General features: G+C 60.4%; 9 protein-coding genes and 1 pseudogene. 2 read left to right on the top strand and 8 right to left on the bottom strand.

Annotated elements, in window-relative coordinates:
• Nucleotides 1-86: 86 nt before the first annotated feature.
• From tilS to C7J97_RS03160, 6 genes and pseudogenes are all read right to left on the bottom strand, one after another.
• Nucleotides 87-1,289: pseudogene (tilS, locus tag C7J97_RS03185) on the bottom strand (tRNA lysidine(34) synthetase TilS); the annotation flags it as partial.
• A gap of 110 nt (nt 1,290-1,399) precedes the next feature.
• Complete coding sequence (gene dnaB, locus C7J97_RS03180; protein ID WP_015537881.1) at nt 1,400-2,800, bottom strand: replicative DNA helicase; 1,401 nt, start codon at nt 2,798-2,800, stop codon at nt 1,400-1,402.
• 86 nt (nt 2,801-2,886) lie between these two features.
• Nucleotides 2,887-3,342: a 50S ribosomal protein L9 gene (rplI, locus tag C7J97_RS03175; protein WP_005923531.1), complete on the bottom strand. Its 456-nt coding sequence runs from the start codon at nt 3,340-3,342 to the stop codon at nt 2,887-2,889.
• 295 nt (nt 3,343-3,637) lie between these two features.
• Nucleotides 3,638-4,741, bottom strand: coding sequence for a UDP-galactopyranose mutase (gene glf, locus C7J97_RS03170; protein ID WP_113992013.1), 1,104 nt, complete (start codon nt 4,739-4,741; stop codon nt 3,638-3,640).
• Nucleotides 4,742-4,745: 4 nt separating this feature from the next.
• Nucleotides 4,746-6,743 (bottom strand): DHH family phosphoesterase, encoded by a 1,998-nt coding sequence (locus C7J97_RS03165; RefSeq protein ID WP_215676034.1) that lies wholly within the window; start codon nt 6,741-6,743, stop codon nt 4,746-4,748.
• Nucleotides 6,744-6,791: 48 nt separating this feature from the next.
• On the bottom strand, nt 6,792-8,621 hold the full coding sequence (locus C7J97_RS03160) for a ribonuclease J (RefSeq protein ID WP_015537878.1): 1,830 nt from the start codon (nt 8,619-8,621) through the stop codon (nt 6,792-6,794).
• A 402-nt stretch (nt 8,622-9,023) separates the two neighbouring features.
• Between C7J97_RS03160 and rnhA the strand changes: the two genes are divergently transcribed.
• Both rnhA and C7J97_RS03150 read left to right on the top strand, forming a co-directional pair.
• Nucleotides 9,024-9,488 (top strand): ribonuclease HI, encoded by a 465-nt coding sequence (gene rnhA / locus C7J97_RS03155; RefSeq protein ID WP_015537876.1) that lies wholly within the window; start codon nt 9,024-9,026, stop codon nt 9,486-9,488.
• Nucleotides 9,485-10,027 carry an ATP-binding protein gene (locus C7J97_RS03150; RefSeq protein ID WP_113992012.1) on the top strand — a complete coding sequence of 181 codons (543 nt, stop codon included), beginning with the start codon at nt 9,485-9,487 and terminating at the stop codon, nt 10,025-10,027. Before rnhA ends, C7J97_RS03150 begins: the two co-directional genes overlap by 4 nt.
• Before the next feature lie 67 nt (nt 10,028-10,094).
• On the opposite strand, the gene mgsA is transcribed toward C7J97_RS03150, so the two are convergent.
• Both mgsA and C7J97_RS03140 read right to left on the bottom strand, forming a co-directional pair.
• Nucleotides 10,095-10,499 (bottom strand): methylglyoxal synthase, encoded by a 405-nt coding sequence (gene mgsA / locus C7J97_RS03145; RefSeq protein ID WP_005923510.1) that lies wholly within the window; start codon nt 10,497-10,499, stop codon nt 10,095-10,097.
• Between the two features lie 157 nt (nt 10,500-10,656).
• On the bottom strand, nt 10,657-12,894 hold the full coding sequence (locus tag C7J97_RS03140; protein ID WP_113992011.1) for a peptidoglycan D,D-transpeptidase FtsI family protein: 2,238 nt from the start codon (nt 12,892-12,894) through the stop codon (nt 10,657-10,659).
• Nucleotides 12,895-12,912 lie beyond the last annotated feature (18 nt).

The following is a 12,912-nucleotide window of genomic DNA, read 5'->3' as shown; positions in this document are numbered from 1 at the left end:
TCGATCTCTGCATCCAAGTGCAGGATCCATCTGCTTTCCGTGTCCGGTGCAAGTCCATCGGCAAAGCCTTCTCCACACACCCATAAAATTTCGCTTCCGCTGGCCAGCAGCGGCAGCGTATCCCGCAGTTCGTTCGGGACACCGGCCTCGTTCATCCACTTGCGCAGCGGTTTGCTCAACCCCCGCCCCGCAGGCCGGAAGCGGTCTCCCGGCTGTCGGGCACGCAGAACAAGACTAGTGTACAACGTAGTTATTCTAGCATAATCCGCCCGATTTTTTAAGTCTTTTTTATGAACGACTTGTATTTTTTCTTCAAAATCGGCTCTTAACAGCTCCGCAGTCCCCTTCCAGCCCCCGCGCAGCCGGAATTCCGGCTGTTTTTCGGGCAAAAAGGGCAGCTGCGGCGGCAGGTTCTCCGGCTGTTGGGGCAGCGCTTGCGGCAGCGTTTCCTGCCGCAGACAGCCGTTCCCGGCGCAAAAGCGCACCTGTCCGGTCAGCTGTACTGCGCCGCTGCCCTGCCGCACCACGGCACACAGCAGCTGCACATATTTTTCCTCTGCGTCCCGCACCGGAGCCACAAGGCTGTGCAGCGCGGTCTCCAGCAGCAGCGGATCTGCCGCCTGCAAAAGCGCCAGTTGCCACGCCGGTTCTGCGCCGGGCAGGCGTGCCGCCGCCAGAAGCTTTGCAGCCCCGGCGGCAAGGTAGGCATCCACCCGCGCGGCCTTTTCACAGAACCGTGCCAGATTCTGCACCGCCGCTGCGTTGGTGCTTTCCAGCGCAGGCAGGGCGCTGTGGCGCAGCCGGTTGCGGGCGTAGGCATTGGTATCGTTGGTCTCGTCGGTGACCCACGGCTGCCCCGCTGCCCGGCAGACGGCCTCGGTCTCGGCGCGGCTCAGGCAAAGCAGCGGGCGCAGGTAGCACCCGCGTCTTGGCCGGATGCCGCCAGCCCCGTGCAGCCCGGTGCCGCGCGCCAGCCGCAGCAGCAGCGTTTCGGCTTGGTCATTTGCAGTATGGGCCGTGGCGATGGCATCTATCCCCTGCCCTTGCAGCTGCACAAAGGCCGTGTAGCGCAGACGGCGCGCCCAGTCCTCCCCGGCGTGCGCTGGGGGCGGGGCAAGCTCTGCGGCATGGAACACCCGCAGCGGCACACCCAAGCGGGCGCACTCTGCCCGCACAAAGGCTTCATCTCGGTCGGCGCTCTGCCCGCGCAGACCGTGGTTCACATGGCAGGCAGAGAGCGTATAGCCGAACCTCGGCTGCAGCTGCCGCAGCAAGAGCAGCAGCGCCATGCTGTCCGCCCCACCGGAGACCGCCGCCGCCAGCCGCAGCGGTGTACCGGGCTGCAAAAGCCCCTCCCGGATGCAGAAATCCTCCACCCGGGCAAGAATCACAGTATCCATCAGCGCTTGAAGTCCACATCCATAAAGCGGGTGTGGGCACCATCCCAGCCCAGCGGCACGGTGCTGGTCTCGCCGTGACGGTTCTTTGCCACGATACACTCGGCGGTATCGGCATCCACCTCAGCGCCGTCCGGGTTCTGGCTGGCGTAGTAGGAATCGCGGTACAAAAACAGAACGCAGTCTGCGTCCTGCTCGATGGAACCGGAGTCGCGCAGGTCAGAAAGCTGCGGGCGGTGGCTGGAGTTGTTGCCCTGCTTTTCCACCGCACGGGACAGCTGGCTCAGCGCGATGATGGGCACATTCAGCTCCTTTGCCATGATCTTCAGGTTTCGGGTGATGGAGCTGATCTCCTGCACGCGGTTCTCGCTGCGCTGGCCGGTGGTCATCAGCTGTAAATAGTCGATGACGATCAGGCCCACGTTGGGGCGGGCAGGATCCTGATTCACCCGGCGGATCTTGGCCTTCATCTCGGTGATGGTAATGCCGGAGGTATCATCCATATAGATCGGTGCATCGTGCAGTTTTTCAGTCGCCAGCGCCAGGTACTCCCAGTCCTCGGCGCGCAGCGCACCGGTACGGAAGGCCTGACTGTCGATACCGGCCTCCGACGAGAGGATACGGTTAGTCAGCTGCTCCTTGGTCATTTCCAAACTGAAGATAGCCACCGGCACCTTCTGCTGCATGGCCACGCGGGTGGCGATGTTCAGCGCAAAGCTGGTCTTGCCCATACCGGGACGGGCTGCCAGAATGACCAGATCGCCGCGGCCAAGGCCGGTAAGCACGGTGTCCAGCAGACGGAAGCCGGTGGGGATGCCCTTGTACTTGTCCGCATCCGGGCCGCTGATCTTTTGCAGGTTGGTCAGCGTTTCCACCATGCTGGATGAAAGCGGGGTCAGGGCGCTGGAATCGCGGCCGGAGCGGATCTCGTAGATGCGCTGCTCGGCGTTTTCCAGCAGAAGGTCGGCGTCCGGCTCGTCCCCGGCGTCCTGCAAGATGTCCTTGGCGACACCCATCAGCTGACGCACCAGATATTTTTCCTGCACGATCTGGGCGTAGGCCTTTACATTGGAGATGCTGGGCACTGTTTCTGCCAGACCGGTCAGGTAAATCTTAGCTTCGTCTGCACTGGGGAACACACCATCGGACACCACCGCATCCAGCAGGGTGACAAAATCGATGGTCTGGTCGTTGGTGAACAGGCGCAGCATCTCCGTCCAGATCTGGGCGTTCTGCCGGGTGTAGAACATTTCCGGCTTGATGATCTCCACCAGATCGGTCAAAGTGTCTGGCTTGAGCAGCACCGCGCCCAGCACGCTCTGCTCCGCCTGCATATTGTAGGGCAGATTGATGCCCACGCTCTCCAGATTCAGTTCATTGGAATAACGTCGTTCGTTCGGCATAGTAGTTTGTCCTTATCCAAAATCCAAAGCATCCTGTAAAGCCAAAAAGCGCCCCCTGCTGTGAGGGGGCGCAAACGGCACACAGATCAGGCCTGTTCCACTTCCACCTGGATCTTGAAGGAAGCCACGACGCCAACGTACAGACGGACCTTGCCGTTGAACACGCCGGCATCCTTGATGTCCTTGGTCTCCAGCTCGATCTTCTTTTTGTCGATGGGTGCACCTGCCAGCGCAGCCAGTGCCTCGGCAACTTCCTTGCCGGTCACCTTGCCGTGCAGACGGCCGGATGCGCCGCCCTTGGCCTTGATGGTCACGGTCTTGCCTTCGATCTTGGCAGCCAGAGCCTTGGCGGCTGCCACATTCTCGGCTTCGTGGAAATCGGCTGCGGCCTCCTTGCCGCGCGCCATGTTCACAGCGCTGGCATCTGCCACAGCGGCCAACTTGCGCGGGAACAGGTAGTTGCGGGCGTAGCCGTCGGAGACCTCGTGGATCTCGTCCTTCTTGCCGATGCCCTTGATATCCTGCTTCAGAATCACTTTCATGATAGTATCCCTCACTTCTCACCGGAAAACCGGTGCAGTCTTATGGTAATAGTATAGCGCATTTGTCGTTTTTGGGCAAGAGGAAGCGGGAAAACGGTACGGAAATCAACTTTTGCAGCTTACCTCGGAGCAAAAGCCTTCACCCCTTGGGGGGAAGGTGGCGCATAGCGCCGGATGAGGGGTATTTTCCCGGAAGCTGCTGCTTGCCTGCGCCCTCATCAGTCACCTTCGGTGACAGCTTCCCCCGACCGGGGGAAGCCTTCATTCGGAAAGTTGATTTCCATGAGAAATCCGTTTATGCCAGCTCCTTTGCAGCAACGTCCAGCGCTACCTCGATGACCTTGTCCATGTCGTAGTACTTGTACTCGCCCAGACGACCGCCGAAGATCACACCCGGCTCGGCATCGGCCAGTGCCTTGTACTGCACATACAGCGCGCCGTTCTTCTCGTCGTTGACGGGATAGTAGGGCTCGTCGCCCTTTTTCCACTCGGCGCTGTACTCCCGGCTGATGACCGTCTTGGGCTGGGTGCCGAACTCAAAGTGCTTGTGCTCGATGATGCGGGTATAGGGGGTCTCGGCATCGGTGTAGTTGACCACCGCGTTGCCCTGATAGTTGTCGGTATCCAGCACCTCGGTCTCAAAGCGGACGCTGCGGTACTGCAGCGCACCCAGACGGTAGCCGAAGTAGGCATCCACCGGGCCGGTGTAGACCACCTTCTCAGCCAGTGCGTCCAGCGCAGCCTTTTCTGCCAGATAATCCACGTTCAGGCGCACCTCGGTACCGGCCAGCATCTTTTCCACCATGGCGGTATATCCGCCATTGGGGATGCCCTGATACAGGGCGTTGAAGTAGTTGTCGTCGTAGGTAAAGCGCACCGGCAGGCGCTTGATGATAAAGGCGGGCAGTTCGGTGCAGGGGCGTCCCCACTGCTTGCCGGTGTAGCCCTTGATGAGCTTTTCGTAGATATCGGTGCCCACAAGGCTGATGGCCTGCTCCTCGAGGTTCTGCGGGTCGGTGATGCCTGCAGCGGCCTTCTGCTCTTCGATTTTGGCCTTGGCTTCGGCAGGGGTCACAACGCCCCACATCTTGTTGAAGGTGTTCATGTTGAAGGGCAGGTTGTAGATCTGACCGTGGTAGTTGGCCACCGGGCTGTTGGTGTAGCGGTTGAACTCTGCAAACTGGTTCACATACTGCCACACAGCCTTATTGTTGGTGTGGAAGATATGCGCACCGTAGCGGTGCACATTGATGCCCTCCACAGCTTCGGTGTAGATGTTGCCCGCGATATGGTCGCGCTTATCAACGACCAGACACTTTTTGCCTGCCTTTTTGGCCTCGTGGGCAAACACGGCGCCGAACAGACCGGCACCAACGATAAGATAATCATACTGTTTCATGCTTTTATTCCCCTTTTGCCGGTCGTGCTTCCGGCGTAGTCTTTTTCTGGGAGAGATAATATTGGTCGATGGCATCCTGAATGCGGCTGCGAGCCGCCTGCGGGGTGATATGCTTTAACTGGGCTGCTGCCATGGTCTGATGACCGCCGCCGCCCAGCGACTCCATGATCACCTGCACATTCACGGCACCCATGCTGCGGGCAGAGACGTTGACCCCGTTGCCCACCTGCACCGCCACAAAGCTGGCGTCCACGCCCTGAATGCGCAGCAGGTCGTTGGCAGCCTGCGCAATGGCGACCCGGGCCTCCGGGGCCACCTCGCCGCCAATGGAGATGGCACAATTTTTGTACATCTGCGCCTTTTCCACCAGATCGGCCTTGGCGTTGTACTCCACCATGGTCACATCGAACAATCGGCGCACCCGCTCGGTCTCTGCGCCGTAGCGGCGCAGGGCAGCAGCGGCTTCAAAAGTACGCACACCGGTGTGCAGGGTAAAGTCCTGCGTATCCAGCAAAATGCCGGCAAGCAGACCTTCGGCTTCCACGCGGTTGGGCTTGTCGTCCCGCTCGCCCACATACTGCAACAGCTCGGTGACCAGCTCACTGGCCGAGGAGGAATAGGGCTCGTGGCAGACCAGCGCCGGGTTTTCGATGTAGCCCACACCCTTGCGGTGGTGGTCGATGACGGCCACCTTGCCGCATTTTTCCAGAATGTCCTTGCTTTCCACAAGACCCGCCTGATATGTATCCACCACGATACACAGGGTACGCTTAGAAATGATGGGCAGGGCGTCCTTGGGGTCGATGAAGTCATCCTTCTGCCCCGCCTTGCACAGCGCATCGATCAGACTGGCCGCCAGCGTAGCATCTCGCCGGACGGCGATGACCGCCGGCACATCGCAGATCTTACAAATGCGCAGCACACCCTCGGCTGCGCCGATGGCATCCAGATCGCTCATGCGGTGACCCATGATGACCACATGGTCGGCCTCCTTGATCAGCTTGACCAGCTGGTCGGCCACAAGGCGGCTGCGCACCTTGCTGCGCTTTTCCACGCCGTGGCTCACGCCGCCATAGAAGGTAAAGCCGTCCAGCGTCATCTCAGCGGCCTGATCGCCGCCGCGTCCCTGCGCCATATCCAGTGCGTGCTCGGCCATATCCTGCGCCTCCCGCAGGGTGCGCGCGCCGCGTCCGATACCAATGGACATTGAAAGGCTCACACTGGGGTCCAGTGCGCGGATCTTATCCAGCACGTCGTAGCCGCGGTTGGCGAACTGCTCCAGCTGGCGCTCCTCCACCACTGCGATGTAGCGGCCGCCGCTGCCTACCCGGCGCAGAAAGCCGCTGCCGCGCCCGATCATATCCTCCAGAATGCGGTTGACGCCCTCCAGCAGGCGCGCGCGCTCGCTGTCCATCAGATCCCCGAACACATCATCGTAGCCGTCCAGCTGGAAGGCAAGATACCCCGGACGGCTGGCCTTGTACTCTGCCTCGATGCGGCGCAGCTCGGTCTCCTCGTTCAGCACCAGCAGGGTCACGCTTTCGGCTTCGCCGGGCACGGTGGAGCTGTGCACGCTCCAGTAGCCGTCGGCAAGGGTCAGCAGCTGCCCCTCGCGCTTGCGGCACAGCTGCAGATCCAGCCCGGGCAGCAGCTTCTGCACCCGGCTGGCCAGCACATCCTGCCCGCCCAGCAGGCGGGTGCGGAACTGGCTGTTGTACCACAGCACCGTCTCGCCGGAGAGCAGCGCCGCAGGCTGGGAAAGGGGCTCCAGACTGAACTGCACCTTGGATTTTTCAAAGGTGGTGCCGCTTGTCCAGCGCACCACCCAGCGGCGCAGCTTGCAGCGGAACAAGGTTGCCCCTATGCCCCACAGCACCACCAGCACGGCCAGCAGCAGCCATGCCGTGGGGCGCTGCACCAGCAGCACCAGCAGCAAAAGGCCGCACAGCACCGCCAGACTGGCCGTGAGCATTTCCAGTGTCCATCTCGGTTTACGTTTCATTGGTTTTTTGCCTCCTCAGACGCTGCACCGCCTTGCGGTGCGCCCGGATCAGACCTCCATCAGGATGGGCAGGATCATCGGGCTGCGTTTGGTGCGCCGGTAGATATAGCTGCTCAGTGCCTCACGCACACGGGTCTTTACGCTGTTCCAGTCCCGGACGTGCTCGTCCACACAGCGCTCCAGTGCATTTTCCACAATGCTCTGGGCACCGTCCATCAGGCTCTCGTTCTCGCGCACATACACGAAGCCCCGGCTTACCAGATCCGGCCCGGCCAGCACCTTGCCGGTCTTGCTGTCCACGGTAGCCACGATGATGACAAGACCGTCCTCGGAGAGGTGCTTGCGGTCCCGCAGCACCACGTTGCCCACATCGCCCACGCCGAGGCCGTCCACCATGACGGCACCGGCGGTCACCGGCTCGCCCAGCTTCATCTCGTCCTGCGACAGGATAACGTTGGAGCCGTTTTCCGCAATGAGGATGTTGCTGGTGGGAATGCCCAGACTTGCAGCGGTGAGGGCGTGCTTTTTCAGCTGCTTATACTCGCCGTGCACGGGCAGGAAGTACTTGGGCTTGGTCAGGGTGAGCATCAGCTTCTGCTCCTCCTGACAGGCGTGGCCGGAAACGTGCACATCGTACATGCTCTCGTAGATGACCTCTGCGCCCAGCAGCAGCAGACCGTTGACGATCTTGGTCACGCTCTTTTCGTTGCCGGGGATGGGGTTTGCGGAGATGATGATGAAGTCGCCGGGGCCTACCCGCACCTGACGGTGGCTGCAGGAAGCCATACGGCTCAGCGCGCTCAGGGGCTCGCCCTGACTGCCGGTGGTCACCAGCACTACCTGCTCCGGCGGGTACTGGTTCAGCTCGTCTACGCTGATCAGGGTGCCCTCCGGGATGTGCATATAGCCCAGTTCCTGCGCCATGGCGGTGTTGTTGACCATGCTGCGGCCACTGAAGGCCACCTTGCGGCCATCCTCCACGGCCAGATCAATGATCTGCTGCACGCGGTAGATGTTAGACGCAAAGGTCGCAATGATGATGCGCTTATTGCGGGCGCGGGCAAACAGGCTGCGCACACCGGCGGCCACCTTCTGCTCGGTAGCAGTAAAGCCCGGGCGCTCCGCGTTGGTGGAGTCGCTCAGCAGAGCCAGCACACCGCGCTGTCCGTACTCGGACAGAGTGGACAGGTCGGTCACGCCGCAGGCCAGCGGGGTGTAATCAATTTTAAAGTCGCCGGTCTGGATGATGGTACCGGCGGGGCTGTCGATAGCAAAAGCCACAGCATCCGGGATGGAGTGGTTCACATGGATAGGCTCCACGGTAAAGCAGCCCAGTTTGATCTTCTGACGGGGCACGATCTCCACAAACTTGGTCTTGCCGGCGAGTCCGAACTCCTCCAGCTTGTTTTTGATCAGGCCGCAGGTCAGGCGGGTGCCGTACACCGGCAGGCTGATCTTTTGCAGCAGATAGGGAATGCTGCCAATGTGATCCTCGTGGCCGTGGGTGATGAGCAGGCCCTTGATCTTATCCTTGTTCTGCACCACAAAGGTGAAGTCCGGGATGACCATGTCCACGCCGAACATCTCGCTGTCCGGGAACACCAGGCCGCAGTCCACGATGATCATATCGCCGTTGCACTCGTAGACGGTCATGTTCTTGCCGACCTCGCCCAGACCGCCCAGCGGGTAGATATGGATGGGGGTCGCTGCCTCCTTGGGCTGCTGCGCACGGCGCGGGCGGCGGTTATAGTAGGGGCGGCGGGTGGTGGGACGGGTGCGCTTTTCCCCTGCGGGAGCAGTGCCGTTTGCGGCGGCTGCCTTGGGCGCTGCCGGGGCTTTTGCGCGGGGTGCGGGGTTATTTTCTTTTGCTTGAGCCATTCTTTACCTCCAGATTCAATTGCAGGCCAGGCCGCGCCCCACCGGGGAGAGCAGCCGCACCTTGCACAGGGGAAGCACCTGAAACTGCATCGGCTTCCGGTTGATGCATCGTATAGAATTTATCGTTCAGCGTGCTTTTTGCAGCAGCGCTGTTGGTTCCGCAAGAGGTTCTTGGCCAGGTAAGTCCATCTGTTCGATGCGACCGTGGCGTTTCTGCCGGAACAGCCGGGCGCACACCTTTGGTGCACCCCTATACGCATTTTGTTACGCTAAGTATAGTATCTCGCACCGGTTTTGTCAATTCCAAGGTTTGGCAAAACTGGGCCGGCGTATACATTGGCTCTTGACATCCCGGGCAAAATAGCGCTAAATAAAGGTATTCTATTCTATAAGGAGAACCCCATGAAACAGGTAGAGGTGTACACAGACGGCGCTTGCAGCGGCAATCCCGGCCCGGGCGGCTGGGGTGCGGTGCTGCGCTACCGCTTTGACGGCAAGGTGTACGAAAAGGAACTGAGCGGCGGCGACGCCAGCACCACCAACAACCGCATGGAGCTGACGGCCTTTATCGAGGCGCTGCGCCAGCTCAAGGAGCCCTGCGAGGTGCGGCTGTGCTCCGATAGCCAGTATGTCATCAACGGGCTGGAAAAAGGCTGGGCCAAGGGCTGGAAGCGCCGGGGCTGGAAAAAAGCCGACGGCTCCCCTGCCCTGAACCCGGACTTATGGGCACAGGCACTGGAGCAGGAGGCACGGCACAAGATCACCTATGTCTGGGTAAAGGGCCATGCAGGCCACCCGGAAAACGAACGCTGCGACCAGCTGGCCGTAGCACAAAGCAAAGCACATGGCGGGAGGCAAGGAACATGAGCGACGCATTTTTACCCGGCAACGGGTTTGACACCTACGAAACACAGGACAAGGTGCTTGTCAGCATGGACGGCTCCGTAGATTGCGGCGTTGTGGTGCGCATTTTGCAGCAGCAGGGCTTCGGCGTGGCCGGGGCTGTGGTGCAGCTGACCGCTGACCAAAGCGCGTGGGCCGCAGCCGCACGGCAGGCTGCCGAGGCTCTTGGCATTGAGTGCATCGTGCTCAAGGCAGAAGCATTGGCAGACCAGCCCGCCGAGGTGCTGGGCAGCGGCAACGACGCCCGGTTTGCCGCCCTGCTGACCGCTGCCGACAAGCTGGGCATCCAGTACATTGCCACCGGGCATCACGCCCGGGTGGAGCTGGGCCGCGATGGTGTGCACACCGTCTGCCCCGCTGTGGACGCTGCGCTGGACGAAAGCGCCGCACTGGCGGCGCTGCCGCAGGACACCCTTGCCCGGCTGCTGCTGCCCTTGGGCGAGTTTACCGCCGCCGATGTGCAGGAGATGGCACAGGATTTTAAAGTGAACGGAACGGTCTGAGCCAACCGCTTTTTACGCAAAAAGAAGCGCCGCATCTGTACGATGCAGCGCTTCTTTTTTACATACTTTAGTTCTGGGGGTGCACGATATCGCGCCAGTCCAGATCTCCGCGCTCGAGGCCGTGGATCAGCACCTCGGCGGTGGCGATGTTGGTGGCCATGGGGATGTTGTGCACATCGCACAGGCGCAGCAGAGTCATCTCATTCGGCTCGCTGGGCTTTGCATTGATGGGGTCGCGGAAGAACAGCAGCAGGTCGATCTCGTTGCAGGCAATGCGGGACGCGATCTGCTGGTCGCCGCCCTGCACCCCGGCCAGAAAACGCTGTACCTGCAGGCCGGTGGCCTCGGAAATCAGTTTGCCGGTAGTGCCGGTCGCCACCAATTTATGCTGGCTCAGAATGCGGCAGTACGCCGTGCAGAACTGAACCATCAGCTCCTTTTTGGAGTCATGCGCGATCAGGGCAATCGTCATCTGTAGATCTCTCCTCTATTGAAACATTTGTATATAAAACACTTGCTAAATTTCCTTTGCTATACATGATATCACAAATGCAACTCATTTACAACAGGTTTTTGGACACAATATTCAAATTTTCGTTCAAGTTCACTTCTTTGCACGCAGCTGCGCCTTACTGCGCAAGCATTGCATCGTTGTTTTCTTCCTCTGTCACCCCTACGGGCGCGGTCGTCTGCTGCGGTTCTGCGGCTGTGGTATCGGTCTGTGCATCATTTGCAGCATCCGGAGCGGTCTGGGCGGCGGTATCCGATGCTGCGGCGTCCTCCTGTGCCACGGTGCGCGGGTCCACATAGGGGTCCACCTCCAGCGTGCCGTCCTTCATGGCAAAGTAGGCGTTGGCGATATCCACCACCAGATCACCGGTGCGGGCACCGTAGCCGCCGTACTCCACCGTGATGCCGATGGCGATCTCCGGGTCGTCTGCCGGGAGGTAAGCGATCATCATGGCGTTCAGGTAATGCTTGCCCGAGGCATAAGTCTCGCTGCGCTGGGGGGTACCGGTCTTGCAGGCGATGGCAATGGGGTAGCTGGAGATCTTGCCGCTGATGGTGCTGGGCACCTGTTTCATGCCCTGCCGCACCTGCTCAAAGGTGTTGCCGTTGCCCTCGATGATATCCATCACCTCCGGCTGGGTCTCACTGAGCACCTCGCCGGTGTTGGTATCCAGAATGGCCTTGACAAAGTGGGTGCGGTAGCGCACGCCGTTGTTGGCCAGTGTAGCGGCGTAGGTAGCCAGCTGGATGGGGCTTACCACCGTGTTGCCCTGCCCGATAGCAGCCTGAATATCCAGCGAGGAGGTGTAGTTTTTATCCGTTTTTTTGGTCAGGCGTCCCAGAGCCTCGTTTACCTCCACGCCGGTGCGCTGACCAAGCCCCAGCTTGTAGGCGTAGGCATCGTAGACGTCACTGGTCAGACGGCGTCCCACATCGTAGAAGAAGATGTTGCAGCTCCACTTGATGGCGGTGACCACATCAATGTTGCCGCTGTGGCCGTGGCGGGTGCAGCGGGGGCGGTAGTCCTTATAATAGGTATACACGCCGGTGCAGTTGACGGTGGAGTACTGGTTGATGAGGCCGCTGTCCAGCGCCGCCACTGCCACCGCGGGTTTAAAGGTGGAGCCGGGGGTGTACAGGCCCTGCAGCGCCCGGTTGAACAGGGGCAGGCTGGGGTCGGCGTTGTACTCCGAATAGTTGGTGGCGTACAGGTTCTGGTCAAAGCTGGGATAGTTGGAGGCCGCCAGCACGCTGCCGTCCTTCACATCCAGCACCACCGCAGCACCGGCAGCGGCTTTCATATCGCCGGTGTTGTACACCCGGTTGATCATATCGATGTTATTGGCAAGGGCCTTGTCCACCGCCCGCTGAAAGTCGCTGTTGATGGTCAACTGCACGGTATGCCCCGGCTCCGGCACGGTGGTGATCTTGGTGTCCACGATCACGCCGTCCGAATTACGGGTGATGGTCTCCACACCATCCTTGCCGCGCAGCTCGTCCTCGTACACAGACTCAAGGCCGGAGATGCCGATCACATCGTTCATGTTATAGCCTTTTTCCTTGAGCGGATAGGTCACCTGACCGTTTTCGTCGGTCACCTTCCACTTTTCGGCGGTGATCTTGCCCACGCGCCCCAGCACAGCGGGCAGGATATCGCCCTGCTCATAGCTGCGGGTGCTGGTCTCCACGATCTCCACGCCCGGCAGCGTGAGGGAATGCTCCTTGATGGTAGCCACCGTCACCTGACTGACGTTTTCAGCCATAACAAAGTTATTTACGTTGGAAAAGGCCTGTCGGTCCATCTCGTAATGGATGCCCGCCAGCACCCGCTGCCACGGCAGTGAGAAACTTTCCAGCTGGTTTTTCTCCACCAGCATCTCCATCACGTCGTTGGCGGTGGCGTACTGCTGTAGACCCAGCGTCTCCTTCATGTCTGCCAGCGTTTTCTGGTCGCTGGCACTGTCGGCGCTGTCCGTAAAGGTATAGTTTCCGGCGGCATCCGGCTCGCTGATGAGCAGGGTGTCCAGCCATTTTTCATCGTTCTGGCGCAAAAGCTCCACGATCTGCTGCAGCATGGTGTCCAGATCCTGATCCCCCATCTGCAGCTTGTTCAGCACCACATTATAACCGGTGCTGGTGGTAGCGATGTGCTTGCCGGTGCTGTCCACGATATCGCCGCGCGCAGCGGTGACCGTAAACTTATAATCCGTGGTGTTGGTGGCTTTTGCCTTAAAGTCGTCCCCGTTGACCAGCTGCAAAAAGATCAGCCGGAAGGTGTACAGCCCCATGATGGTGCAGGCCACTGCGATGAGCAGCAGCATCCGCCGCACCACGACCTTGCGTTCATTTTCGTTCATCTGGTTCTCCTTTTATGG

It is taken from the genome of Faecalibacterium prausnitzii (genome assembly GCF_003324185.1).
Lineage (GTDB): Bacteria > Bacillota > Clostridia > Oscillospirales > Ruminococcaceae > Faecalibacterium > Faecalibacterium prausnitzii.
Note: the sequence above shows the minus strand (reverse complement) of the source record. Positions and strands in the feature narration are given on the sequence as shown.